Here is a 25,587-nt window from a genome sequence, read left to right on the forward strand (position 1 = left end):
GCAACTGGCATCGTGACCGCCGCTGCAAAACACATCGGCAAAAGCATGGAGGCGATCTACAAATTGCGGCAGCGTCCCGGTGCCGAAGAATTCAACGCAGCGTGGGAGGAGGCCCTGCAATGGGGCGTCGAAAGGCTGGAGCACTGCGCGATTGAGCGGGTGCTCGCACAAGGGCTTTATGACCTGCGGGCAAACTCCCTGCTCGCCTATGTCCTAAGCTATCGCCGCGCCGAATGGGTCGATGTCAGCAACCTTGAGCCGGGGCATCCCGTTTATGACGCTATACGGCGTGAGGTTTTGGAAGAGTTAGGGCGAGAGCCTGATCCGGCATCCGGGGATTAGAGCGCAGGATTAGAACGCGCGTCAGCTTTGCGCATCATCCTCAAACACCGCCAATTCGTGCGGCTGGAGGTTGCCCATAATGCCATAGGGACCGGTCTTGATATTGCTCTTGAGCACCTTGGCCGGGTTGCCACCGACGACGCTGCGCGAGGGCACGTCGGCTGTGACCACGCTACCTGCGGCGATCACGCAGTGGTCTCCAATAGTCACTCCGGGCAGGATGATGGAGCCCGCTCCCAGAAAGCAGTTGGAGCCGATATATGTGCTGACATGGACGCGTCTTACAAAGTCGTGGGTGAAGATGTGCACGCCGGGGGTTACGATGGTGTATTCGCCAATGTGCACGCCCTTGGGGTGGGTGTAATCGAGATTGGCCTTGCGAGAGATGCGCACGCCCTCGCCAATCGTCATCCCCCACACACGCCTCAGCCATGTGCGGTAAAACACCTGCCGTGCCACGTACAATTGGGTCCGGATTCTCGCGAGCATGGCTTTGTGTGATCCCCTAACCCAAGCCGACTCCGGCCTTATTCAGAGCGCAATTTGCCGTACCAGTAAACATCACACATACCGATATGGGTCGCGTCATGTTCGCGGAAATGCGCCTCTCTGGTGAAGCCGAGGCTTTCGAGAAGGCGGACGGAGGGCGTGTTGCGAGTGTCGACTTCGGCGGTGATTTTGCGTGCGCCCTCGGTCCAGAGGTGAGCGATAAGGGCTTCGGAGCATTCCCGTGCGATGCCCTCTCCCTGGCGGTGCATCACCACGATATAGCCGATCTCGAACACCGGACCGTGGGTGTCATCGCCGCCATGCCCTGGCCCTGCGACGAAACGGCCCGCGACCTCCCCACTTGCATCCATCGCGATCCATGTGCGGCCCGGCCAATCGGGCGCCGCGAACCAGCCCCAAAGCTCCTCTTCGCTCTCAAACTTGGGGCGGGTGAGATACAAGCTCTGCTGCTCATCCGCCATGGTGGGGAACATTGCCGTCTCGTCCCCGCGCCTGAGCGAACGCATGGTGAAACGCTCCGTTGTCAGCGTGGGAACCTCAACCATCGGTCAGGAACTTGACCAGCGCCTTGACCTTCTTGCTCCGCCATTGCGGCACCGGGGCGACCAACCAATATGCACGCTTGGCTTCGACCGGCTCGTCAAGCTTTTCCAACCGTCCATCCGCCAGCGCACGCTCAACCAAAGCAAGCGGAAGGACCGTTCGTCCCATGCCGGCCAGCGCAGAGCTCATCGCCTGACCAGCGCTCGCCGTCTTGACGCAGGCTTTGACACCTTCGGGCAGACCCGCCTCAGGCCAATCGATCCAGGCATCGCGCGCACCGGGCGCAGCAACAGCCACTTGCAATGCAGGCGCGAGCTGCACGCCTTCGAGCTCTCCCGGCCCGGCAATAAAGCGGATCGCAATGTCGAGATTGGCCTCGGTAAAGTCGGACGCTTCATCGGGCGCAAGGATATATTGCACCCCCGGTGTCTGCGCCTGAAACGGAGCAATCCGCGGAGCAAGCCAGGAGGCGTAAAATTCGCGCGGAGCGGCAATTGTATAACGGTCACTCGATTGACCAGCCTGCATCGCCGCGACGCTTTCCTCGAACTGCAAGAAACCCTCACGTAAGGGATCTAGCCCGGCCTCACCCTCAGGCGTCAGCTCCAAGCCTTTGGAAGTACGACGAAAAAGCACGACCCCAAGGTGATCCTCTAGGGCACGAATCTGCTGACCCACCGCTGCCGGTGTAACCGCAAGCTCATCGGCTGCCCGTGTGAAAGACAAATGCCTTGCGGCGGCGTCGTAAACGCGCAGGGCGTTTAGGGGGAGATGCGTGCGTTTCACAAAAAGCGACTTAGGTCGCCAATCGGCTCACTGCAAGATCACAGATGCGTACGCGCCACAAAGCCGCGCCCATCCAGAGCCTTAGTAGTCAGGCGCTTAACGCCCGTCAGCCGTCTCAGGCGCGGCGAGTGGGAAGAATGGGATGCGCACTTCCATCGACGCGCCATCGGGCTTTGCGAAAGTGTAAAAGCCTTCCATCGAGCCATGCATCGTCGTCAGCGGACAGCCGGAAACGTAATCATGGCTTTCGCCCGGCGAGAGAAGCGGCTGCTCCCCTACAACACCTTCTCCATCGACATGGTTCACCATACCACGTGCATCGGTGATGCGCCAATGGCGGGTGAGAAGCTTCACCTCTTCGTGCGAGCCGTTTTCGATGCGGATATGATAGACCCAAAACCACTTACCCGCCTCAGGATGAGACTGTTCAGGCAAGAAATTGACCGCGACCCGCACGGTGATGCCGTCAGTGGTTGCAGCGTGTTGGAAGAGTTCTTTCATATTGTCCCTAAGGTAACGATTTGATGATTGCTCGCAAGAGCCCAGTTTTGGGTAACTAACGATGAACTGCCCTACTTGTTTCACACGATTTTTCGCGCAGTTTCATGCAGGATGAAATTGTCATGCAAATCAGGATTATAAGAGCTGAACCCTGGACCTACTTGACCGCCTATATTTCTCCAGATACCAACGACTACACTCGTAGTTGAAAGGCCCACTTTGAAGATTTTCCACTCGCACATCGTTGTCTTTGGGTTGGCTCTCGCTGCCTTGTTTCTCAGTCCCGCCTTCGCCCAACCTTCGCAAGAAGAGCTTCGCGCCGTTGTCGAGCAATATGTCGAGAAGCGAGATTTCAGCGGGACTGTCCTTATAGCGCGGCAGGGCGAGGTTATCTTGGAGGAGGCCTACGGTGAGGCTGACCTCGAGTGGGGGGTCAAGAATACTGTCGATGCGCGCTATCGCATCGGATCACTGAGCAAACCCTTCCTTGCGACTTTGGTAATGAAATTGGTTGAGCAAGGCGCGGTGTCGCTTGACGGAACGCTCGGTCTGTATCTTCCTGAACTCTACGCAGACACCGGCGCGGCCCGGGTTACAGTCGCACAATTGCTAAGCCACACATCCGGGCTCAAAGATGTGCCAAATAACTTCAATGACCCGTGGTATCACACAACCGCGCGCCTGACATTTGAGCCGGCACAATTTGCATCCGAATGGATCAAGCCCGAACTCATCGAAGAACCGGGTTCGAAGTGGCGGTACAACAATGCGGGATTCATCCTGCTTGGCCTGATTGTGGAAGCAGCGACAGGTCAATCCTATGCCGCCAACCTAAAAGAGCATTTGTTTGCGCCAGCCAATATGAGATACAGCGGTGTGTATTCGGAAGACTCCGTGCTTCCACGCCTCGCGCAAGGCTATGCCAGAGGGCCAGACGGGAGCCTAATCCAGCCGTTAAAGGTTGATGCGAGCGTCTTCTTCTCCGCGGCAGGCATCTACTCCAACGCTCACGATATTTTCCGGTTCGACAGCGCTCTCTACAATCCCAGCTTCCTTTCTGCTGATGCTCGCGCGTTGATGCACACAAAGAAAACCGGCTTTCCTTATGGTTTTGGCTGGGGCGTTGAGGAATGGCCGCTTGGCAATGATCGCACATTGAGCGTTGCACACCACACAGGGAGTATTCCCGGCTATCAAAGCTTCTACATCCGATCCGAGGAAAACCGCGATGCGGTGATTGTCTTGAACAACACCAACAACGGTTCCGCCGTGATCGAAATGGGCCGCAATTTGATGATCATGCTGAACAATGGTGGTGTGCCACAGGTCAAGCGCCAGCTCGATGAATACCTGTCTCCTATTGCTTTCTCCGGTGGATTGGAGGCGCTCGAGAAGGCCATTGACAGCTTCGGTGAAGAGCTATCCGAATATGATACACGTGAGAGGACCCTCAATCGCCTTGGATATAAGTACCTGCGGCAAGAAAAAGCTGATGATGCCGTTGTGATCTTCAAGTGGGCAGTGCAGCTCTACCCAGAATCGGCGAACCTTCATGATAGCCTAGGCGAAGGATACCGCGCCGCTGGAAATACGCAGGCTTCGATCGAAAGCTATGAACGTGCTCTGGCCTTGGACCCAACGGCAGAATCCGCCAGGCAAGCTTTGAAAGAACTTGGCGGCGACTAGATCCCCTCGATCTCCAAAGGCGTGTAAGGCCCAAGGATCAGCTGCTCGAACACACCAACACCCTTGGCAGTACCGCCTGTATTCTCGATGCGGCAGATCATCTGGACATGGCGGTTGTCGAGTTGCACCGGGTCGATAGCGCTTAAGTCAAAATCCTCGCGCTCGACCTTAAGCGGGCCGTGATGAAGGCCATGCCCCCACACCGGATGAGTGTAGCCCAGGCCCTTCATTTGAAAACGTTCGATTGCGACTAGGCTCAGCTCTTGCGGTGCGCCTAGAGCGGTTATCCCGGATAGCGTACCGCTAGCTGGCCAGCGGCTGCCTTCCTGAGTCTCGCTGGAGAGCGTCGCTCCGCCTTCGAAAATGCCGCTCGCGCCCACGCCATCGGGCGCAAAAGCCGCCCGCGTGTTCCACGCATTGCCATGCGCATCCGCGTTGATGTGGAAAAAGAGCGACGCATCTTCGAGGTTGATCGGCGTCCATTGCCAGAAAAATTGTAGCGCCTCCTGCCCCGGGTTGGGCTGCATATCGCGGGCACCTACGGGGCGAATACCCCAGCTGCGGTCGCGTGTTCCCATGGTGCCTTGCGCCATCTCCTCGCGTACACCATCGCAGGAAATCCAACCGGTGTAGTGCCCATTCTGAGTCATTCGCGTGTAGTCCATGAAGGCTCGCGGGCCGATGCGGCGGACAAAGCGCGGCTCTTCGATCGGAAAAGAGCGGCCTGTGAATTCGAACTCACCTGAAATGCCATCAGTCTCCGCAATGCAAACACGCAGGCGCTGGAGCGGTTCGATCACCTCAATGCTGATCGGGCCGACCTCAAGCGACATACGCTCCATACCAAGTTCGCATGAGGCATGGAGGCAATACTGCTTGCCGTCGCGGATAAAGCTGAAATGCGCATCGGCCACATCGAGATGCGGATACACGCCGAAGGCGAGCGCAAAAAAGCCGCCACCATCGGGTGCATAGCCATTGAAGAAATAGCGATCATAGAAATTGCGATCCGTGCCCGCAAAGGCGATGGGGTCCGGCGTTTGGTGGATCGGAAAGTCATCACCATGAGAAAGTGTCATTGGCCGCTGGCCTCCCTAAGAGCTTCAACCGAGCCATGATCCAGCGCGAGCCCGCAAGCTCCTCGTACCATGGACAGAAAATTAGCATCGCCTCGATCGGTGCGTTCGACAAATGCAGCGCTAAAAACACTGGTCGCAAGACCGCTCAGCGCACCGATCCGATAGTCGTCCCAGATGTCATCGCGGGTCAGTAACACACCGCGTGCAGCCATGGCGCTGAGATACAGCTCAAGAAGCTCGTCCTCGTGTGCTCGGCGAAGATCATTTCCGATACCGGTGCCAAGGAAATAGCCGATATCCGTCATCGCCTTGCCGCTGGTCACTGTTTGCCAGTCAAGAATGGCGATGGGCTCTGCCCCGCCCTTTACATCAAACAACATATTGTCGAGCCGAAAGTCGCCATGAACAAGACATTGGGGCGGCTTTGAATGCGCGCTCAAGGCATCGAAATGAGGAGCAAACTGTTCGCACAAATCCATATATCCGGGCTCAAGCACATCAGCGTAGCGTTCAGCAAAGATGGTCTGCGCGTGGGCGTACATCCCTCCAATTTGCGCGGCGATCGCTTCGGGGGTTTTGAGCCAGTCCTTGCCGATCAGCTCTTCTCGCTGCCAGCTGGGCGCGTGGACCGAAGCGGCCTGAAGAATGGCATGCCGCGCATCCGCAATGTCGCAGCCCGCAATCTGGTTTCCGCCGCGCGCAGGGCCTAGATCTTCGAACAACAGGAGGCAAGTCGCCCCACCTTCGCCGACCTCGCTGGCGAAAGTTCGTGGCAAGCGACAGGCCAGATCAGGGGCAATTTCATTGTAAAAACGCACCTCTTTTTCATAGAGGCGCATCATCTGGGCGGTGCCACGGCTGGTCGAATCCTCAGCGGCAAACTTGGCCGCAAGAGTGGAGGTTTCTCCACTCTCGTGGGTCAGCTCGAAACGAACACTGTCACCAACTTGGCCAGTCCCAATCGGCCGCCAAGCGACCGAGGTTACCGCACCCGCGTCGAGCGCATTTGTACCTTCCAGCACATCACACAGCCATTCGGGCGTGACATGATCTGGGTGCGTTGGAAATTCGCTCATGGCCAAAGGGTTTAACCCTTCGCCAATTCCTCTTCAATCTGCGCTAGACGCTCTTTGCCAAAGAACATCTCGCCCTTCTCGCCTTTGGGTCCGACATACATGGTCGGAATGCCAAAGGCCCCGCGTTCAACCGCATCGGCGGTGTTCGCCACTAGAGCATCTTTGACTTCTTGCGTTTGGCTACGCTCGAACAGGTCTCTTGCATCGAAGCCTGCCGCCTGAACCGCTGCGCCGAGCGCTTCGGGATCAGTAACATCCAAGCCGTCTTCCCAGATATTGCTGGTCATGGCTTCGACAAATTGAACCGCACGCCCGTCTTGCTCAGCAGCCAAGAGCATCCGCTGCAAGGTGATGGAATTGAACGGGAACTTGGGGTGCATTTTGAATTTTGAGAGGCTGTGCTTGGCGATAAAACGCTGCATTTCGATCATCGAATACTCGAGCTTGCCCTTCACATCTGCGTCACGGATCATTGGTGGAGCATTGCCAGTGAGCTTGTGCATGCCGCCCAGAAACACCGGCGTCACGTCAAGTTCAGCTCCGGTTCGAGCAACAACCTCTCGCAATGGCCACCAGATCAGGTAGGCGTTGGGGCTAACAAAATCGAAAATAAGCTCAACGCGGTTGGCCATAACTGTTCTCTCCCGGGGTTCATTGCATCAACGCTCGCATGAGAGAGCCAACTTGGCAAGTCTGGAACACAGACGAAATGAGAATCATCGCGTCGGCTTTGACCAACGTGGTGAAATTCGCGTTAAGTCCGTTTCTACCAGTTTCCTTAGAAACCAATTGCAAAATGGCGTGCGTGCCGCCGATGGGGGTACAGGCTGTAAGGCCACAATTGGTCGTTCCAAACGCCCTTCAGTTGCTGTCAATGAGGGCGGATGTGCTTGGGAGCCGGGACACTGTGCGAAAGCACGGCGTTTCGGCTCTTGGCGTTTGCGTTCACTCAATTAGTGAGGCGCAAGACCCAGTTCGAGCCCGGTGCGATCCTCCAGTGCAAATCTGTCAAACAGATCGGCGCTCGCAGCGTTCAGGCCGACCACGCGCGTGTGTCGACCATTGCGCCGCATGCGCTCGACCACTTTTTCCAACGCGCCAATCGCTGAAATATCCCAGAAATGCGCTTTGGAGACATCGATCACCACATTGTGAGCCGCGTCCTCATATTGACTTTCGGGCCCAAGCAAATCCTGAAACTTCTCGACGCTGGCAAAGAATATCTCACCGGTGACGACATAAACCGCACTATGAGGGCGACGCACACGCTCGACAGTGAACAGACCTTTGACCTTATTGGCGAAGAAAATGCCGGAGAGCAGCACGCCAACGAGCACGCCCATGGCAAGATCATGGGTCCAAACCACCACCACAACAGTAGCGAGCATGACGATCGAGCTGCTTGACGGATGGCGGCGAAGGTTAGGGATTGAGTTCCAGCTGAAGGTTCCGATGCTCACCATGATCATCACCGCGACCAGCGCAGGCATGGGCACCTGCCCGACATACGGCCCGAGCACAGTCAACAAGAAGAGCAGAAACGCGCCAGCGGTGAAGGTCGACAAGCGCCCTCGCCCGCCTGAGGCCACGTTTATGACCGACTGTCCGATCATCGCGCAACCACCCATGCCGCCGAAGAATGCCGCAACAATATTGGCGATGCCTTGCCCTGCCCCCTCACGCTGCTTGTCGCTGTCGGTGTGGGTCATGTCGTCGACGATCTGTGCTGTGAGGAAGCTCTCAAGCAAGCCCACAGCTGCCATGGTTGCCGAATACGGCGCGATGATCCGCAAAGTCTCCCAGGTGAGCGGGACATCCGGCAATGCAAATGTCGGCAGGCCGCTCGGAAGCTCGCCTTCGCCCGCGACATTGTTGACCGGTAGACCCCAGTACATTGTCGCGGCTGTGAGCAAGACAATCGCCACCAACGGGCTTGGTACAACCTTGGTGATGCGAGGAAAGCCGTAAATGACGGCAAGGCCAACAAGCACCATTGCCCAAGTCCAAGGTCCGACGCCTTCATTGCCCGGCATAAGTTGAGGCACCTGTGCCATGAATATCAAGATCGCGAGCGCGTTGACGAACCCCGTGATTACACTTCGCGAGACGAACTGCATCAGGAGATTGAGTCGCAAGAGCGCCGCAATCCCCTGGAAAACGCCCATCAAAATGGTGGCCGCAAACAGGTATTCGACGCCGTAGTCCCGCACCAAGGGGATCACGACGACCGCCACAGCAGCCGTGGCCGCCGAGATCATGCCGGGACGTCCGCCTGTAAAGGCGATCACCATCGCTATCGCAACACTTGCATAGAGACCAACGCTGGGATCGACCCCTGCGATCAAAGCGAAACCAATCGCCTCCGGGATCAACGCCAGTGCGACGACAATACCAGCGAGGATGTCTGCACGCGGTTGCGCCAACCAGTCATGGCGAAGCGTTTCCGCGAACGAGCGGGTGGTGGTCATGGGATGAAGTGTCCTGAATTCATATCGCGGGATTGAGCGCGACATCACTTGGAGAGTGAAGAAGCGCCTAGTCGCTTATGCTGCAATGCACAAGGCGGGGATTCAACGGAGACTACCGCGAGCTGGCGAGGATTCTCCTCGTCAAAGCCATTTGGGAGAGTGACCTCTGCCATTTTCTCGCAATGACAGCTCCCTAATCTTTGAGACCAGCCTGCTTCGTTGCTTTACCCGCTCTATCCTGAGCCAAGTGTATCCAGAACAGACTGTGCTGCCGCCTCCGAAGAGGCTGGATTCTGTCCGGTAATCAGATTGCCATCCCGTGTTGCATAGGGTTCGAAATCGCCCTTCTTCGTGTATTTTCCGCCCCTCGCAATGAGCGTATCTTCCACCAGGACGGGAACGACATCGGTAAGCTGAACCGCATCTTCTTCGGAATTGGTGAACCCGGTCACATTGCGGCCCTTCACAATGTACTCGCCATCTTTGTCGCGCGCGTTGGCAAAGGCAATCGACGCATGGCAAACGGCGCTTATGACCTTGTCCTGTGCCCAAAAGTCCTCGACCAATTTGATCGAGTTCTCATTCTCAAACAGGTCCCATAGCGGGCCGTGGCCTCCCGGATAGAAAACCGCGTCAAAGTCGTTTGCATTGACCTCAGAAAGGCGCTTGGTTTCAGCCAGCTGGGCTTTGGCGTCATCATCAGCTTCAAACCGATGCGTTGCTGCGGTTTGAAAGTCTGGCTCGTTCGATTTGGGATCAAGCGGCGGTTGCCCGCCCAGCGGCGACGCGAGTGTGATTTGCGCGCCGGCATCCTTGAACACGTAATATGGCGCCGCAAACTCCTCCAGCCAGAATCCTGTCTTCTCGCCCGTCTCACCAAGCTGATCATGCGATGTCAGAACTATCAGCACTCTATTACTCATCGATGCAATTCTCCTTCATCGCGAACTCAGTCATCAAGATCGGTCTTGCCGAGCTGGCGATACCATTGTGCGTTGTCCCAAAAGCAGGTGAGATGTCTAATCTTTCCTTCGGGATTAATCTCGAAGATGAAAAAGTGCCTCACCTTGTATGACCTCCCGAGACTGGGCACCCCGAACGCTTCCTGCTCTTGCGTGCCGGAGATGTCGACATCGACGAAGGCAAACTGACCTCCTTCTCGGATCGACCGCACAGAATTGCTCAGGTCTGGAAAGGAGGCAATCAAAACGCCCCAACTGCCCGGACCGACTTCCTCAACCGGTCCTTTCAGATCGAACGGGACATATTCGACCGTGCCTTCCTGCTCGAACATCGCCACCATAGCTGGGACGTCCTGCGCATTGTATTTGTCAAAGAAAGTTTGAGCGATTTCAGTTTGCGACATCAGATTCTCCATCGGAACGTTGGCATCTGGGGAGAGCGTGGCGTGCCTGCGGGCGAGTGCAATTCTCCCGCAAGGCGACTTCGGTCTGAACAGTGAGTGTGGCGATCCCGAACGTACAGAAGTCACTATCACGATTGTCTCGTCGCTTTTAGCCGGGTGCGCTGAAGCAAGTCTTCCGAATAAAAGTGCAAAGTATCGAATTCCGCTCCCGGAGGTTTGGTCGCATCCCCTAGCGTCATCGCGGGCATGTGGCAAGTGAGGTTTGGGCTGGAGAGATGTCGAGCCCGTTGCTGCGCCGTTCGGTGAGCGGTCCTCGATGGTCCAACAGCCGGTGGTACACCGGGCACAAGCGGTTTGCCGCAAACGGAGGGTGAGTTGAAGGGACTCCCATTTCGAGCGGTCAAGCCGATAAGAGAGCTCGACACTCGGTGATCGCTTCACGCAATTGGCCGAGACTAAAGGGCTTTGCCAGGAACTTGGCAGCCCCAAAGTCAACTGCGGCCTTTGCAAAATAGCTGTTCGAGACGTCTCGCTCACCTCCCAGGGTTTTCCCTCCTCCGGACATAGCGAGGATGGGAACGTCTCTGAACGCGCTATTTTGTACCATCCGAATGATGCTCAGACCTTCGACCTTAGGCATGAACACGTCGGTCATTATTACATCGGGTTTGCTACCAGCCCGTATCATGGCTTCCATTTGCGTGCTTTCAACGCAGACAGCTTCATGGCCAAGGCACGATATCATCTTGACCAGCGTGTCGACTATCCGATCGTCGTCATCAATCACGAGAATGATCAGCGGTCTTGCCATCAGATCGCACCCGCAAGCTGGAACATCCGGACAATGTTAGGAAGGTCATTCACGCCAAGTTTTTTGATCGCGCTGTAACGGTGGGCATCGATCGTTCTTGGGCTCAGAGCAAGCCGATTTGCAATCTGCTTGCTGCGGAAGCCTTCGCAAACGAGCATCATCACCTCATTTTCCCGCGCAGACAGGGTCTTCACCAGCGATCTCGCGCCGCCAGCCATATCTGCATTACGGCTCCTAACGGACGATGACACGGTAAACCCTTCGATTGTTTTTGCTATCTCGGCAATTGAAGCAGGCTTCTCGATAAAGTCTCGCGCGCCTAACTTCATGGCATCCACTGCGATCGATACATCGGCATATGAAGTGAAGAAAATGACTGGAATGTAGCGCTTTTGAGACGGAATTCGCCTCAAGGTTTGCATTCCGTCCAGATCCGGCATTCGCAGATCAAGCAATACGCAATCAAACGACAGGTATGACAGGCCCTCAAGAAAATCCTCGCCGCACGCAAAGGGATGGCACCGCATCCCATGCTTGGTCAGACCGCGACAAATCGAAGTTCGGATCTGCCTGTTGTCGTCTACCAAAGCGACAGCGGGGCCAACATTGAACGCGATTGTCATAATTCGTTACTCGCACTCCTTTGCATTGGTAGAGCGTATCAAGCGCCCTCAATTCGTCCGTGGCAGATAAAGGCTGATCGTTGTGCCCGTTCCAACTTGCGAATTCGCACGGACAAATCCGCCGCTCGCTTCAACAAACTTGGCGACTGAAAACAATCCCAGCCCGATGCCCTCGCCGAATGGCTTTGTGGTAAAGTAAGGATCGAAGATTTTCGCGATGTCCGTCCCTTCAATCCCATCACCATGGTCCACTACATCGAGTTGGACGAACGCTCCCGGTTCAATGTATTTAGGCAGCAATGCGGATGCTCCTCTCATAACAACGTTGCGAGAGACAAAAGACAGCTTACCGCCCGACGACATCGCATCTTGCGCATTCACCACAAGGTTTAGTAGCGCGTCGACCAATTGGCTTTCATCGACTCTAATCGACCACAATTCAGCATCCGATTCCCACTCTATCTCGGTTCGTTGATCAACGATCAGACGAAAGCGTTCCGCCAATTCGGGAATCAGATCTGTCAGATTCAAGGTCTTTGCCGTCGCCTCGATCTTATCTGTCGGCGCAAGCAAACGTCGGGTTAGTTTCTTGCTTTGATCCACCGCATTCAAGATCGCTTCGACGGTTTCATCCCGGCAATCCTCACCTGCGGCAATTAACTCAATCGATCCGCTAATAATCATCAGCTGATTATTGAGATCGTGCGCCGCGCTTGATATCTTGATTTCATTGTTTTGAAGCTCGCTCCTGGGGTGTGCTGGCAGCTTTCGAGACGTACCCTGCGGTTTCTTCTGACAGTCGCAAGAAGGCTCAAAAGGCTTGCTCAGATACTTGAATTCCGCAATCCCCCGCAGTGGCTTGCCGGTATCAATCTCCAATAATTCGCGGCGCATTACTCGAGAATCAAGACCAGGCAACAATTTCACTGCACCAATAGGCTGAATAACCATCGAACACCCCAAATATCATCACGCCAAATTGCAAATAATCTCAAAACTTGCGCAATCTTCGCAATGTAAGTATCATCCATATATTGGTTATATTACCTCATTATGCCTAATAATAAACGTATATTTGTATCAGAATGCGTGGATTTTTTTCAAAATATGCTGCCCCAAAATCTGCATCGATCAAAAAGCGAAAGTTCTCAGCTTATGCATCCAATGCCCGAACACTGGTTTAGATCGCATCGGCTTTCCAGGAGCGAAGCAGTATTTTCCTTAGTGTTTTATAACACTGTTGCATCACGCCAACCCGATGACTGTCCGACATGCAAGAGTAGTGTTGGCTTACGAACCCAATATTCGCCGCCGTCATGAAGAGAAGTTGAGGACGGTTAGACCCCAGCGTTCGTCAGCGCCTGATCAATATCTTCAGTAAGGTCCTGGATATCCTCCAGCCCCACATTGATCCGTAAAAGTCCCTCGGTAACGCCCATCTCAGCGCGTCCATCCTCGCTCATATTGGCGTGAGTGGTGCTGGCCGGGTGGCACATCAAACTGCGCGCATCACCGATATTGTTGGAGATATCGATCAATTCGAGCGCGTTGAGGATTTGGAACGCCCTCTCCCGTGTGCCCACATCGAAAGCGAAGATCGGACCGGTTGCATCCATCTGCTCCATCGCCAGCTCATGGCGCGGGTGGCTGGCAAGCCCCGGGTGCCGCATATGTCCGCCCGCCGCCACAATGCGCGGCTCCAGAAACGCGCCAAGGGTCACCGCGCTAAGACTTTGCTGATGCGCGCGGAGCGACAGCGTCTCAAGACCCTTGTGCACAACCCAGGCGTTGAAAGGCGAAATGTTGGGTCCGGTGTTGCGCTGGAAGGGGAGCAACGTCTCGTTGATCCATTCCTCGCTGCCACAGACCGCACCTGCCAGCACCCTGCCCTGCCCGTCCATCAGTTTGGTCGCGCTGTAGGCGACGACATCCGCACCAAATTCCATCGGGCGCTGGAGCACCGGCGATGCAAAGGCATTGTCGACAACGGTGATGATGCCGTGCGCCCTCGCGAGGTCACACACATATTGCAGATCCACCACATCGAGCGTCGGATTCGCGGGACTCTCGAAGAAAAACACCTTGGTATTTGGCCGGATCGCCGCTTCCCATTGCGCATTGTCGGCGCTGTCGATGACGCTTGTTTCAACCCCAAATCGCGGAAGCAGATGATCGACCAGCCAACGGCATGATCCAAAGGCTGCACGCGCCGCCACCACATGATCACCTGCCGAGACTTGGCACAAAAGCGCTGCCGTCATCGCCGCCATGCCGCTGGCCTGTGCGCGGCACGCTTCGGCCCCTTCCATCAGTGCAATCCGCTCCTCCAGCATCGACACAGTCGGATTCTGTAGGCGGGAATAGGTCATGCCGTCGGCGTCGCCTGCAAAGCGATCCGCAACCGTCTGCGCATCATCATAGGTGTAGCCCGAGGTAAGGAACAAAGCCTCGCTCGTCTCTCCATGCTCGCTGCGCCAGGTGCCGCCACGAACCGCTTGTGTCTGTGGTCGCCATTTGCGCGTCGCCGCGCGGTCCATTCCAGTGGTCTTTTTCATATCAAGCGCCGCTTAGTCCTCAGCCATGTTGCTCGCAAGCAGTCCTTCACGCGCTGTGTCCGCGTGACCGATTACGCCAAGCATCAGAGTGCCTTCGAGCAGCGTCAGCAAATAGCGCGCACCTCCTGCCGGGTCAGGATCGTCTTCAGGCATTTGGGATTGCAGCCAATCAAGCTGTTTTGTGATCATCTCTTCTGCGGCTTCCGCATAACCAGGCAGCCCACGCGCGGAGCCTGCGACAATCTCCCACCATAAGACCATAAATGGCTGCATCATCGGCTGTTTGCCTTGCGCCAGAACGCGGTCGAAGCATTCCTGCCGGGTCAAAGGCCGCGTATCGCGAAGCGCCATATCAAGCGCGGCCGAATAGACCCCGGCAATATAAGCGAGCAATTCGCGGATCAGCGTCTCCTTGTTGCCGAAATGGTAAAGGAGCATCCGATCGCTTGTCTGCGCCGCCTTGGCCAAAGGACGAAGGCTTGCCCCACCTAACCCATGTTCAAGCACATGGGCGGCCAGCTTGGGCAGCAGCGTTTCCTTGGACATTTGAGTTTTGGTCTCGGGCATAACTTTCGACTTGTAGCATTCGCTACATTAGAATAAAGAGTCATGTAGCAACCGCTACATATACGGAGTATGATCAATGGACTATCTGCAAATCCTGTTCTTCCTCGTTTTTGCCGCAACCGCTCTTGCAGGCGTTTACCTCCTCATCGCCAAGCCCACAAATGGCAACCCTTTGCTGGCTGCCTGTCTTTGCGGATTGTTCTTCGGCTACACCGTAGTCCAGCTCTGGCAAGAAGGCGCGATGATGTTCTTCACCAACCATTCCGCCAATCTCACTGGAATTCAAGTGTGGTGGGATCTGGTCATGTCAGTTTTGATCGCGCTATTCTTCATCCTTCCGCGTGCTCGAAAAGTGGGTATGAATGTTGTGCCTTGGGCGCTGTTTGTGGGAACAACCGCCAGCATCGGCCTGCTTGCGATGATCGCACGCCTGTTCTGGCTTGAGAACACCGCCAGGCGCGCTGACACCCCAAGCACGAAGGCACACGCCGTAGCATAACGACCAACAACCCTCTTGCCCGTCGCCGGGGGCTTCCCCTAAGTCTCCGGCTGCAATGGTTGAGGCATTTCCCCCTGAAAATCTGAGCCCTGAGGAAGGTGTCTTGGCGGGTGCTCCTGCGCATCCGAACGACCCTTGGGGTTGGTGCTTGCTTGTGTCTGCCTTGTTCACAGCTCTCGCAAGTATCCGCCTAACCACCCCTGGCATCCCTTACTTCGATGAAATTCACTACCTTCCAGCCGCGCGCGATTTGCTGAGCGTCTGGGAGGGTGGCGAGGCCGCTTATCGCAACCGCGAGCATCCGCTACTCGGAAAGACCCTGATTGCGTTCGGCATCCACGTGTTCGGGGACAATCCGCTTGGTTGGCGGATCATGTCACTCTTGGCAGGTACGTTGGCTATCGGTGCCTCAATGCGCGCGATGTGGCATGCAAGCTGTGACCGCTTCGCGACGGTTGCATTCGGCGGGCTGCTTGTTACCGGGTTCCACCTCCTCGTCCATACCCGCATTGCGATGCTCGACATCTTCATGGTGAGCTTTCTCAGCATGGCAGCCTGGCAATTCGCCGCTGCAATTCGCGAGCCAGAGACTGGGCGCTGGCGACTAGCGCTCACGGGCATTGCGATCGGCTTGTCCTTGGGTTCCAAGTGGAATGCCGTGCCGCTGGCGATGGTGTTTGGGCTCACCTTTCTTGCCGCGCGTCTCTCAGCAGGAAGACGACGCTTGGTGCTCAGCCGCCGTGGCGCGCCGGTACCAGGGGTCAGCCTTTTGGAAGCCTTCCTTTGGCTGGGGGCACTACCATTAGCGGTCTATGCGTTGACCTTTGCACCGGGATATTGGCTGGGTACTGAGTTGCAGCCTTCGCCGCTGGTCCAGCAAGGAATTGTCGCCTTCCATGCAGAGATACTTGAACTGCAAAGCCAAGTTCTGAGCCCGCACACCTATCAAAGCACTTGGCAACAATGGACGCTCAACCTGCGCGGCATCTGGTATCTTTACGAAGAGGTCGATGGAGCGCAGCGCGGGGTTCTTTTGATCGGCAATCCCCTCACCATGCTATTGGGTTTGCCAGCGCTGGTGTGGTGCCTTGTAGTCGGGCTCTTCCGCAATGATTGGGCGCGGCTGGCGATGGTGGTGGGGTACGGTGTGAGCCTTGGGTTTTGGTTGATCGCACCCAAGCCGGTGCAATTCTATTACCACTATGTGATCCCCAGCGTTTTTTTGCTGGGAGCCTTGGCACTATCGCTCAGCGATCTGCGTGAGGCCGGATGGGCCAAACTGAGCTACGGCGTGCTGGCAGGAAGCGGAGTGTTGTTTGCGGTGTTTTTCCCGATCCTGACCGCCGCTGCATTGGCTGACCCGGTGAGCTTCAGCAATTGGACCTGGATCGATGGATGGCGGTGAGTGGCCAGTCGCGAAAACAGCCGCAATGACGACTGCCTAAAATCTCCCCCAAACAAATCGGCTGGATAGCGCGTAGTTCCACACCGATCCAACGAGGATACCAGCCAGCGCAGCGGCGATCCAGAACACGCCCTGCTGCTCCAACAATGCCGCCACCGCCACATTGGCCAGCGCGCCGACCGCGCAAGTCGCGCAAAAACCGATCCAGCCGCGCACAAACTCCGCCCAACCCTTGAGACGCCGATCCCGGTAAGTCAGCCAGTTGTTGAGCCAGAAGTTGAAACTCATTGCAGTAAGCACCGCGATGGCATGTGAGAATGCGAACCCCTCCCCGACAGCGAGGTATAGCGCGGCAAGCACCGCGACATGAACCACTACGCCGAGCGCGCCGACAGTACCAAAAAGGGCAAAGCGCGTGGGAATCACTCGCCCTAAAGTCTTGTCATAGAGCCCTGCCAAAAAGTCGAACAGAACCGCTCGATCGAGCTTGCTCGCGCCTTCGCGGCGCGCGACAAATGACAGGGGGAACTCTTTAACCTCTAACAGTCGATCAGAGGTCGCCAGTAGATCGAGCAGGATCTTGAAACCAATCCCAGACAGCTTGGGAGCCAAAGCTCGAGCGGTCGCGGTGGGGAGCATGAAATAGCCGCTCATCGGGTCCGTCAGCTGCACGCCAGTGATCCACCGCGCTACCTTATTGGCAAAGCCGGACAGCCGCTCACGCTCGGGATCTTTCCAGCCCGCCGTGCTCGCGCCTTCCAAAAAACGGCTCGCGACACACAAATGCGCTTCACCCGCTTTAAGAACCTCGAGCATCTGTGCAAGCAGCGCCGGATCATGCTGATGATCTGCGTCCATTACAGCCACAAAAGGCGCTGCGGTGGCGCACATGCCCTCAATCGCAGCGCTCGCAAGCCCGCGCCTGCCAATCCTTTGGATCACGCGAACGCGCGCGTCGTTCAGCGCCAGTTTGCGCGCTTCGTCAGCAGTCCCATCATCGCTATCATCATCGACGATTACGACTTCCCAGCCGCCTTCTCCCAGTGCCGTTTCAATCCGCTCAATCAGCGGAACCAGATTGCCACTCTCATTGAGCGTGGGGAGTATGATCGCAAGCTCTAGGGGCATCGCCGCCGAACCTATCTACAGCCGCTCGCGCACGGCCTCGCCAATCGCCTGAGTGCCGTAGTCCCCACCCAGATCTCCACCATGAACTCCATCGGCAAGAGCGTCAGCGACTGCCTTCTCAATCCGCGCCGCTTCCCCTTCAAGGCCGAACGAGTGGCGCAGCATCATGGCTGCGGAGAGGATTGTTGCCATGGGGTTGGCTTTGCCCTCGCCCGCGATGTCGGGAGCACTGCCATGGATCGGCTCATACAGGCCAAACAGGCCATGCTCGGTCTCGCGTTCTCCCATGGAGGCGCTGGCCAGTAATCCGATCGAGCCTACCGCGGCACTTGCCAGATCGGAAAGGATGTCACCAAAGAGATTACCGGTCAGGATCACGCCAAAAGCACCCGGATTGCTGATGATCTGCATGGCAGCATTGTCGACATACATGTGGCTGAGTTCGATATCTGGATGCGATCCCGCCGCTGCGATCACCGTATCGCGCCAGACTTGGCTGGTCTCGAGCACATTGGCCTTGTCGACGCTCGTCACCCGGTTCTTGTCAGCCCCGCCGCGGGCTGTGCGGAATGCGACCTGCGCAATTCGGGTCACCTCTTTTTCGGAATAGGACATCATATCCCATCCTTCGCGCAAGCCATCATTGCGCATGCGCGTGCCCTTCTCACCGAAATAGACATCACCTGTTAGTTCACGCACAAACATCATGTCGATCTGGGAGGCAATCTCAGAATTCAGCGGTGAGAGATGCTCAAGACCGGGAAAGACCTTCGCCGGGCGCAGGTTTGCAAACAACTCTAGTTCTTTGCGCAGACCAAGGATGGCTTGCTCAGGACGCAGCGACCGCTCAAGCCCATCGCATTCTGGATCACCTACCGCTCCGAATAGCACCGCATCGCATTCGCGCGCCATCGTCAGCGTTTCAGGCGGAAGCGGATGCCCGTGCCGCTTACAAGCCACACCACCCACATCGCCTTCAAACAGGATCAGCCCCGGTAGCGCCAGCGCTTCGAGCACTTTGACCGCTTCAGCGGTGACCTCCGGTCCAATCCCATCTCCGGGCAAAACGGCTATCTTCATAGGAGCTACCCCTTCATTCGATCATGCGCTTCAACCGCTCACCCAAAGCGGTGCGCGCAGCCATAACATCGCGATCCGACCCTGCAAGAAGGTAGTCCCGAATAGGGCGGTGAAGCCCACGGAAAGCTTCGAATTGTTTACTGAGTTGCGCAGTTAGGTCAGGTTTGACCCCGCCATAACCAAGCTCGCGCAACAGCACTGCTTCATAGGCCACCATCGCCGCGAGCCAACCGCGCGCGCTGGGAGCCGAACAAATCGCTTCAAGCAGAGCGTCAAGCGCTGTGTAAAGCGAGGGATAGGGATTGCGCTCTGGCAGAGTGCTCGCGGTGAGCGCGCAAGCCCAGGCAATCGCTGCTGCTGGAAGCGGCTCGGTCATCCACGGCGCGCGGCTCTTGGCGAGCTCAAGCCGCGCGAAAGGCAATTGTGTGTCCGATTTAGAGCGCAGTTCGACCGCGACCGCATTGCCCGGAATCATCACCGGCCCCATGCGTTTGCCCCGCCCGCCCGGCACATAGCCCGCAACAAGGCCATGATCCTCAGTCAAAAGCCTGCCGATGCTCGCATTCTCACCATGCGGGCGGCTGGCGATAAGGATGGCCGGGGCACTTAAGTTCATTCGGGCTCGGCCAGACCCAACTGTGCTTCCAAAAACTCTGCCTGTTTGCGGAAATAGAACAGCTGGTTGGAAAGTTTGCGCCAGCCATGTCCTTCATCGGGGATGCGTACGAAAGGCGCCTCTACGCCGTTGGAGCGCAAGGTCTTCACCATCACTTCGGTTTCGTAAATGTCGATGCGTGGGTCCTTCACGCCGTGCGAATAGAGCACCGGCACAGTGATCTGGTCGGCTTTGCGAATGGGTGAATTGACTTGGTAGAAATCGCGCCAGCGCTGCTCAGTGATGTCGCCATACTCGATCCTGTCCGCGGCCTTCAAAGCCGGTGAAGCAATCTCAAGTGCTGTGATCCAATCGGCGACGCCGAAGAGTGAGACACCGGCAACAAACTCTCCCGGATACTCGGCCAGCACAGCATTGACGGCATAGCCGCCATAAGAGCCGCCCATAACCGCTGCGCGCTCCCCATCGATCAGGCCATCGGTCGCAAGCGCTTGTTTCAAGTCGACAAGGTCGCGCACGGAATCGAGGCGCTTTTCCCGATCATCGAGGGTCGAATAGGTGCGTCCAAGCCCAGTAGAACCACGGACATTGGGCTCAAACACCGCGACCCCGCGCGCGACGTGATACTGTGCCACCGCATCAAAAGTCGCCTGAGACTGGGCAGATGGTCCACCATGGACCGAGAATACGACCGGTGGCGCATTTTCCCCTTTTTCAGCACCTACTGGAAGGTAAAGCAGACCCTGCAACTCCACGCCATCGCGCGCGGTGTAACGCACAACTTGCGGGCGGATCAGACGGCTTGCATCAAGCCCCGCAAGGTTTGCCGCGAAGATCTTTTCACCGGTGCCAGCAATCGGATCGACCATCCACAACTCGCCGGGCGTTTGCCAGCCATTGACCCGAACCAAAAGCTTGGGTTCGGTGCTCCCTTCACAATCAAGTGAATAGTTGCCTTCCGGAAGCTGTGGCACAATGCGGTCGCTCCCGTCCCTTGCGGTGCGGATGCGCAAAGTATCAAAGCCGTCGCGGTTCTCCGTGTAGATGACGACCTCACTCTGACCCTCGCCGCACACTTCGAGATTCTCGATATCGGCATCGGTCGCCTCAACCGTACGCCACTCGCCGCGCGCAACAGAATAACTGGCGAGTGCACCATATTCGCGGTTCACATTGGTTGAAAAACCGAAGCTGTCTGAATCAGGGCGCCATTCGAACCCTGCAAGAGTGTGGCTTGCACGCCGCTCTACCGGAGGTTCGGAAATCTCTTTCATTTCGCGCGTCATCAGGTCGAGGAGAAAGAGATTATTGCCATCCTCACCCACCGTCTCGGTCACGACGGCATATTTGCCATCAGGTGAGATCGACCGCGCTGAAAGTCCGAGCTCGGACTCAATGATCATCTCGGACTGCCCGCCCATTGTCCCGCGGTAGATATCAAATACGCCGGCACCGCGAGCGGTCGAAGCGTAGATGTAACTTCCGTCTTGGGCAAAACCACCAAAGATGCGGAAGTCGCCGCGTTTGGCTGGCAATATCTCAGTCTCAGTCATGCCATCGGGGGAGAGCATGAAATAGCCTGGTTGCTCATTTCCGTCGCGATCGGCGGAATAAAACAATCCCTTGCTATCGGGCGTCCAGATCGGAGAACGCACCCCGGTTTGATAAGTGATTTGCTTGGGAACGCCGCCACTTGCTGGCATTACCCAAAGCTCAGGCTGGCCCGTGACATCCCACGAGAATGCGATGGTCTCGCCGTCAGGGGATAGGTTCGCATTTCCGGGTCCGTTGGCGAGCAAATAGCGCGCAATGTCCGCTGGATACTCCCCTGCGCGGCCCGAGCTCACATCCGATCCGTCGGGTTCCATCGCTTCGATTGAAAGGTCAGCGCCCTTGGCTCCACCAAAGGTTTCTTGTGCCTGCAAAGGAACGGCAACAGCCGTAATGGCGACTGCGCTTGCGAGTAATGTTGAGCGGATCATCGGAGTTCTTTCTAGCCTGCGGTTCGATCAGCAGACTAGAGGATCGCCCCCTTCGCGCAATGTCAAATTGCGGTCGAATTACTTCCCTGAAAGCTTCGCTTCGAGTTCTGCCACTTTGGCTTCGAGAGCATCGGCTTGCTCGCGTGCCTTTTGCGCCATCGCCTTGACCGTATCAAACTCTTCCCTGCTGACAAAATCCATTCCGCCCAGTGTTTCGCGCAAACGTTCGCGCGCGTTCTCTCGCGCCTCCCGCGACATGCCAGCGACGGTGCCAGCGGCACCGTTTGCGAGTTTCACAAGATCGGCGAGCAATGGGTTTTGGCTTTGCATAAGGACCATTTGGCGACGCTACACTCAAAGGGCAAGAGGTTTGCCCAATGCTTGCCTAGAACTCCACCCGTTCCACGGCGCCCGCTTCACCTCCAGTCGCACCGCCATTCGGATTCTCGACGAGAAACTGCCAATTCAGCACGCTCGCAAATGCCACCCATGCCAAATACGGCAGAAGGACAATCGCGGCGAGGCGCCGAACCCGCCAGAATAGCCAAAGCACCACCAGCAGCGTCAACGTCGTAAAGATCAAGATGCCCAACCCTGCTGTCATATTTTGCATCCCGAAGAAGGCGAAGGTCCAAGCCAGATTGCCTACAAAATGGATCGCAAAGGCAATGATTGCGATACCTCGTCCATGCGCACCCCATGCGCTCGCCACCAGCGCAACCGACAGGCCGATCATTACATAGAGAATGGTCCACACGATGCCGAACGCTGCGGGAGGCGGGAAAATCGCGGGCTTAGCAAGGCTTTGAAACCACACCGTGTCAGGGCTGCCCAACTGCCCACCCAAAAAGCCGAGCAGGACTATAAGCGGAACCATAAAGAGCGACCAGCGTGCAAAACTTGCCCGCAATTGCGCTTTGGAAGCCAGAAAGTTCATCGCGTCTCCTGAGGACTTGGTCGCTGTGCGATTCGCCCTGTTTTCCCGTTGTTGACCGCGATACACGAGCCGCATTCTCGTGCAAATCGCTAGGCACACCTGCCGTGCAAGTGTCTCGCTTGGCCGAACTTTTGTGACGTTTTTGAGAAAGACCGTTCGCGCTTTCGCCACATTGTGTTAGCGTTGCCACATTCTTGCCGTGATTCGGGGCGCTGCGGCCGGAATTATCCTCGCGCTCCAGGTACCAACTGGGACAGACCACCTAGGGGTCCCACGTCCCATTTGAGGGGAACATTTGATGAAAAAGACCAACTTTGCTTCAATGCTCGCTGTTTCTGGCGGTCTTGCGCTCGCAACTGCCGCTTGCTCAGCTCCTGCTGAAGAAGCAGATACTGCAGCTGACGAAACTTCGGTTGAAGCTGTAGCTTGCTGTGCTGCTGGCTGCTGTGCTGCTGGCTGCTGTGCTGCTGCATGCGAAGGTGGCTGCTGTGCTGCTGGTTGCTGTGCTGCTGGCTGCTGTGCTGCTGCATGCGAAGGCGGCTGCTGTGGCGCTGCTTGCTGCGCCGCTGCGTAAGCTCAAGCAACGCGAACCACGCGTTACAATTCGACCGGTGGCAACGAAGGTTGCCGCCGGTCGTTTTGCATCTGGATTTGACGCCGCTCAAATCCACGAATGCCGCGATATTGTAGCTGTAACTTTCCAATCGGATCGTTAGAAAGACAGACTATGACGACAGAAGCCGCGACCAAACAGCCGATGACCCAGATTGAAGCTGCCCATACGGTGATTGAGACAATCACTGAGATGGCGCAGGAGCAAAAACCACTGATGCTGAGGGTTGTCCCCGAAGATGGCGCTACCTTCTGGACCCACTACCCAAAGAACGACGCGCGCGACAAATTCTGCAAGTCTCGCTGGTATTATCACGTTCATGCACCCGGCAGCCGCGACACGGACGAGCACGGGCACTTTCACCTTTTCCTTCACCGCACGCAGCTGCCCGAGGGACTGGAGCCCAAAGTGTGGCCGCCGCAAGGCGAGGATGCCCGTGCGCATGTTACCCACCTGATCACGCTGTCGATTGACACAAATGGCATTCCACGCAGCTGGTTCACGGTGAACCGGTTTGTGACCAATGAGTTCCTCTATCCGGCCGACGTGATGATTGAGCACCTGCCAGACTTTAACGTCGATCACACCAACCAGGACGACCTCGTCAACCGCTTTGTTACCGCGATGGTTGCGCTATATCGGGATGAGATTGCGGTGCTCTTGAAAGAGCGCGACATGCGTCACGCGGAACTTGAAGCCGAGTTCGGCGAAGATGCTTACAACAAGAAAAGCGGTGTCGAGGTTTTAAGCCAGATTCCCATCGATCTCGACACCAAGCTGAGCTCACTTGATCTAGAGTAGGCGTCAACCGCGCACCGCTGAAATCAAGAACTCCACATTGCCCTGCGGGCCAGTGATAGGACTTTGCACAACCCCTTCAATGTGCCAGCCAAGCTCTTCTAACCACGCGCGAAATTCATCACAAACGCGTTCGTGCAGAGCCGCGTCGCGCACCACACCACCTTTTCCAACTTCGTGCTTTTCCACTTCGAATTGAGGTTTGATCAGAGCGACCAGACGACATTTGCCAGCCGCCAGTTCGAGCGGTCGCTCAAGCACCTTGGCAAGCCCGATAAAGCTCGCGTCGCACACTACAAGATTGCAGTCCTGTGTAATGTGATCGCGAGTGAGAATGCGCGCACTCGTTTGCTCAAGCACCGTCACACGTTCGTCCTGACGAAGTTTCCATGCGAGCTGGTTGGTGCCTGAATCCACCGCAAAAACATGCGCCGCCCCGCCCTGCAGCATCACATCCGTAAAACCGCCGGTGGAACTGCCGATATCCATCGCCACAGCACCGCTCACATCGAGACCAAAGTGCTCAATCGCGTGTGCGAGCTTGATCCCACCCCGGCTCACCCAAGGGTGGTCGCGCCCACGCACCTCAAGCGGGGCATCCGAAACCAACTGCTGGCCAGCTTTGGCCACCTTGGTCTCACCCGCAAACACAACGCCTGCCATGATGAGCGCCTGAGCGCGAGTACGGCTTTCAGCGAGGCCGCGTTCTACCAATAATTGATCCACGCGAGATTTGGGTGATTTTGTCGCTTTAGTCATAGACGCGCAATGCGTTAGCGCGCATTGAAGCGGCATGAAAGCAACTTACTTTTACACTGTCGGTGCACTTGCAATGTCCTTTGGGATTGCTGCTTGTGTGGCTCTCCCGGACGTTCCTGCACCGATCGCCAATCCAGCACCGGCGCCTGTATCAGAGCCTGTATCACAGCCAGCACCACCGCCGCCGCCCGTACAATCTCCTGCGCCAATGCCAACTCCGGCACCAGCGCCGCCACCCGTATTGTCCGCGGACTGGATTGAGCAATCACAGACACCTGGGTCGTGGGAATATGTTGCAGAACCAAACGAAACCTTTGCGCTATTTTCAGCTTCCAGCACCCGCCCCCTTGCGATTGTCAGGTGTGATCTGGAAGAACGGCTGGTAGGCATTGGACGCTATGGCAACCCGTCGACCGAACCCGTTGAGATGCTGATCGGAACCGAAACCAGACGTCAGCGCATCGCTGCAACGCAGCGCCTGCCAGATGTGGGCATAGTTGCTGCCGATCTTTCTCCAAGTGATCCGCTGCTTGATGCAATCGCACTGTCACGCGGACGTTTTGCGATCGCATTATCTGGTCAAAGCACGCTCTACCCGCCAGCCTGGGCAGAGATCACACGCGTGATCGAGGATTGTCGCTGAAGGGCTGCAGCGCAGGCGCAAGGGCGACCGCCTGCCCGCGATGAGCCCAAAGCGCCGCAAAAGACATCTAGCGAGTGCAGTGGCGACACTTTTTCCCGATTCTATACATTAATATCCACAGGCTTGTGCACTTGGTGTCCACAGCCTCCCTCCCCTCAGGGTTGGAATCAAAAAGCGCCCTCGGAAATCCCTGGGCGCTCACTGGTCGCGCTAC

General features: G+C 56.6%; 29 protein-coding genes. 7 read left to right on the forward strand and 22 right to left on the reverse strand.

Annotated features, from left to right (window positions below; translation table 11 throughout):
• Positions 1–12 precede the first annotated feature (12 nt).
• Positions 13–342 carry a hypothetical protein gene (locus Q0778_RS03755; protein ID WP_298334095.1) on the forward strand — a complete coding sequence of 110 codons (330 nt, stop codon included), beginning with the start codon at positions 13–15 and terminating at the stop codon, positions 340–342.
• 21 nt (positions 343–363) lie between these two features.
• On the opposite strand, the gene Q0778_RS03760 is transcribed toward Q0778_RS03755, so the two are convergent.
• The 4 genes from Q0778_RS03760 to apaG form a co-directional block, all read right to left on the reverse strand.
• On the reverse strand, positions 364–831 hold the full coding sequence (locus Q0778_RS03760; protein WP_298334097.1) for an acyltransferase: 468 nt from the start codon (positions 829–831) through the stop codon (positions 364–366).
• Between the two features lie 38 nt (positions 832–869).
• Positions 870–1,397, reverse strand: coding sequence for a GNAT family protein (locus Q0778_RS03765; RefSeq protein ID WP_298334100.1), 528 nt, complete (start codon positions 1,395–1,397; stop codon positions 870–872).
• Complete coding sequence (locus Q0778_RS03770) at positions 1,390–2,181, reverse strand: LysR family transcriptional regulator (protein WP_298304177.1); 792 nt, start codon at positions 2,179–2,181, stop codon at positions 1,390–1,392. The genes Q0778_RS03765 and Q0778_RS03770 overlap by 8 nt, the downstream gene beginning before the upstream one ends.
• Before the next feature lie 96 nt (positions 2,182–2,277).
• On the reverse strand, positions 2,278–2,682 hold the full coding sequence (gene apaG, locus Q0778_RS03775; RefSeq protein ID WP_298304175.1) for a Co2+/Mg2+ efflux protein ApaG: 405 nt from the start codon (positions 2,680–2,682) through the stop codon (positions 2,278–2,280).
• A gap of 270 nt (positions 2,683–2,952) precedes the next feature.
• Here apaG and Q0778_RS03780 point away from each other — a divergent pair, with 270 nt between their 5' ends.
• The gene (locus Q0778_RS03780) at positions 2,953–4,368 is read left to right on the forward strand and encodes a beta-lactamase family protein (protein WP_298334103.1); all 1,416 of its coding nucleotides are present in this window, start codon (positions 2,953–2,955) and stop codon (positions 4,366–4,368) included.
• Here the strand turns inward: Q0778_RS03780 and Q0778_RS03785 are convergent.
• The 11 genes from Q0778_RS03785 to Q0778_RS03835 form a co-directional block, all read right to left on the reverse strand.
• On the reverse strand, positions 4,365–5,447 hold the full coding sequence (locus Q0778_RS03785) for a hypothetical protein (protein ID WP_298304171.1): 1,083 nt from the start codon (positions 5,445–5,447) through the stop codon (positions 4,365–4,367). The two genes, Q0778_RS03780 and Q0778_RS03785, sit on opposite strands and share 4 nt — an antisense overlap.
• Complete coding sequence (locus Q0778_RS03790) at positions 5,444–6,523, reverse strand: phosphotransferase (RefSeq protein WP_298334106.1); 1,080 nt, start codon at positions 6,521–6,523, stop codon at positions 5,444–5,446. The genes Q0778_RS03785 and Q0778_RS03790 overlap by 4 nt, the downstream gene beginning before the upstream one ends.
• Before the next feature lie 11 nt (positions 6,524–6,534).
• The gene (locus tag Q0778_RS03795; protein ID WP_298334109.1) at positions 6,535–7,155 is read right to left on the reverse strand and encodes a 2-hydroxychromene-2-carboxylate isomerase; all 621 of its coding nucleotides are present in this window, start codon (positions 7,153–7,155) and stop codon (positions 6,535–6,537) included.
• A gap of 321 nt (positions 7,156–7,476) precedes the next feature.
• On the reverse strand, positions 7,477–8,991 hold the full coding sequence (locus tag Q0778_RS03800; protein ID WP_298334112.1) for a SulP family inorganic anion transporter: 1,515 nt from the start codon (positions 8,989–8,991) through the stop codon (positions 7,477–7,479).
• Positions 8,992–9,224: 233 nt separating this feature from the next.
• Positions 9,225–9,914, reverse strand: a complete 690-nt coding sequence (locus Q0778_RS03805; protein ID WP_298334115.1) for a type 1 glutamine amidotransferase domain-containing protein — start codon at positions 9,912–9,914, stop codon at positions 9,225–9,227.
• Between the two features lie 26 nt (positions 9,915–9,940).
• Entirely contained in the window at positions 9,941–10,357 is a 417-nt protein-coding gene (locus Q0778_RS03810) for an ester cyclase (protein WP_298334118.1), read from the reverse strand.
• Positions 10,358–10,757: 400 nt separating this feature from the next.
• Positions 10,758–11,168, reverse strand: a complete 411-nt coding sequence (locus Q0778_RS03815) for a response regulator (RefSeq protein WP_298334121.1) — start codon at positions 11,166–11,168, stop codon at positions 10,758–10,760.
• Positions 11,168–11,791: a response regulator gene (locus Q0778_RS03820; protein ID WP_298334124.1), complete on the reverse strand. Its 624-nt coding sequence runs from the start codon at positions 11,789–11,791 to the stop codon at positions 11,168–11,170. The genes Q0778_RS03815 and Q0778_RS03820 overlap by 1 nt, the downstream gene beginning before the upstream one ends.
• A 48-nt stretch (positions 11,792–11,839) precedes the next feature.
• Complete coding sequence (locus Q0778_RS03825) at positions 11,840–12,742, reverse strand: ATP-binding protein (RefSeq protein WP_298334127.1); 903 nt, start codon at positions 12,740–12,742, stop codon at positions 11,840–11,842.
• Positions 12,743–13,128: 386 nt separating this feature from the next.
• Positions 13,129–14,346 carry an aminotransferase class I/II-fold pyridoxal phosphate-dependent enzyme gene (locus tag Q0778_RS03830; protein ID WP_298334130.1) on the reverse strand — a complete coding sequence of 406 codons (1,218 nt, stop codon included), beginning with the start codon at positions 14,344–14,346 and terminating at the stop codon, positions 13,129–13,131.
• Between the two features lie 12 nt (positions 14,347–14,358).
• A complete protein-coding gene (locus tag Q0778_RS03835) occupies positions 14,359–14,892 on the reverse strand; it encodes a TetR/AcrR family transcriptional regulator (RefSeq protein WP_298334133.1) in 534 nt (177 codons plus the stop codon).
• Positions 14,893–14,989: 97 nt separating this feature from the next.
• Here Q0778_RS03835 and Q0778_RS03840 point away from each other — a divergent pair, with 97 nt between their 5' ends.
• On the forward strand, positions 14,990–15,412 hold the full coding sequence (locus Q0778_RS03840; RefSeq protein WP_298334136.1) for a hypothetical protein: 423 nt from the start codon (positions 14,990–14,992) through the stop codon (positions 15,410–15,412).
• Positions 15,413–15,467: 55 nt separating this feature from the next.
• Positions 15,468–16,817, forward strand: a complete 1,350-nt coding sequence (locus tag Q0778_RS03845) for a glycosyltransferase family 39 protein (RefSeq protein ID WP_298304149.1) — start codon at positions 15,468–15,470, stop codon at positions 16,815–16,817.
• 36 nt (positions 16,818–16,853) lie between these two features.
• Here Q0778_RS03845 and Q0778_RS03850 read toward each other — a convergent pair whose 3' ends face one another.
• The 6 genes from Q0778_RS03850 to Q0778_RS03875 all read right to left on the reverse strand — a co-directional run bounded on the left by Q0778_RS03850 (position 16,854) and on the right by Q0778_RS03875 (position 22,560).
• Complete coding sequence (locus tag Q0778_RS03850; protein ID WP_298334139.1) at positions 16,854–17,945, reverse strand: glycosyltransferase family 2 protein; 1,092 nt, start codon at positions 17,943–17,945, stop codon at positions 16,854–16,856.
• 15 nt (positions 17,946–17,960) lie between these two features.
• On the reverse strand, positions 17,961–19,025 hold the full coding sequence (gene leuB, locus Q0778_RS03855) for a 3-isopropylmalate dehydrogenase (RefSeq protein ID WP_298334142.1): 1,065 nt from the start codon (positions 19,023–19,025) through the stop codon (positions 17,961–17,963).
• 13 nt (positions 19,026–19,038) lie between these two features.
• Positions 19,039–19,641 carry a recombination protein O N-terminal domain-containing protein gene (locus tag Q0778_RS03860; RefSeq protein ID WP_298334145.1) on the reverse strand — a complete coding sequence of 201 codons (603 nt, stop codon included), beginning with the start codon at positions 19,639–19,641 and terminating at the stop codon, positions 19,039–19,041.
• Positions 19,638–21,623 (reverse strand): alpha/beta fold hydrolase, encoded by a 1,986-nt coding sequence (locus Q0778_RS03865; protein WP_298334148.1) that lies wholly within the window; start codon positions 21,621–21,623, stop codon positions 19,638–19,640. The genes Q0778_RS03860 and Q0778_RS03865 overlap by 4 nt, the downstream gene beginning before the upstream one ends.
• Before the next feature lie 78 nt (positions 21,624–21,701).
• Positions 21,702–21,953 carry an accessory factor UbiK family protein gene (locus tag Q0778_RS03870; RefSeq protein WP_298334151.1) on the reverse strand — a complete coding sequence of 84 codons (252 nt, stop codon included), beginning with the start codon at positions 21,951–21,953 and terminating at the stop codon, positions 21,702–21,704.
• 55 nt (positions 21,954–22,008) lie between these two features.
• Positions 22,009–22,560 (reverse strand): TspO/MBR family protein, encoded by a 552-nt coding sequence (locus Q0778_RS03875; protein ID WP_298334153.1) that lies wholly within the window; start codon positions 22,558–22,560, stop codon positions 22,009–22,011.
• A 431-nt stretch (positions 22,561–22,991) separates the two neighbouring features.
• Between Q0778_RS03875 and Q0778_RS03880 the strand changes: the two genes are divergently transcribed.
• On the forward strand, positions 22,992–23,276 hold the full coding sequence (locus Q0778_RS03880) for a hypothetical protein (protein ID WP_298334156.1): 285 nt from the start codon (positions 22,992–22,994) through the stop codon (positions 23,274–23,276).
• 11 nt (positions 23,277–23,287) lie between these two features.
• Positions 23,288–23,974 carry a hypothetical protein gene (locus Q0778_RS03885; RefSeq protein ID WP_298334159.1) on the forward strand — a complete coding sequence of 229 codons (687 nt, stop codon included), beginning with the start codon at positions 23,288–23,290 and terminating at the stop codon, positions 23,972–23,974.
• A 3-nt stretch (positions 23,975–23,977) separates the two neighbouring features.
• On the opposite strand, the gene Q0778_RS03890 is transcribed toward Q0778_RS03885, so the two are convergent.
• The gene (locus Q0778_RS03890) at positions 23,978–24,730 is read right to left on the reverse strand and encodes a TlyA family RNA methyltransferase (protein WP_298334162.1); all 753 of its coding nucleotides are present in this window, start codon (positions 24,728–24,730) and stop codon (positions 23,978–23,980) included.
• A gap of 34 nt (positions 24,731–24,764) precedes the next feature.
• Between Q0778_RS03890 and Q0778_RS03895 the strand changes: the two genes are divergently transcribed.
• A complete protein-coding gene (locus Q0778_RS03895) occupies positions 24,765–25,373 on the forward strand; it encodes a hypothetical protein (RefSeq protein WP_298304130.1) in 609 nt (202 codons plus the stop codon).
• The last annotated feature ends 214 nt before the right edge of the window (positions 25,374–25,587 follow it).

The sequence above is a fragment of the uncultured Erythrobacter sp. genome (assembly GCF_947502395.1).
Taxonomy (GTDB): Bacteria; Pseudomonadota; Alphaproteobacteria; order Sphingomonadales; family Sphingomonadaceae; genus Erythrobacter.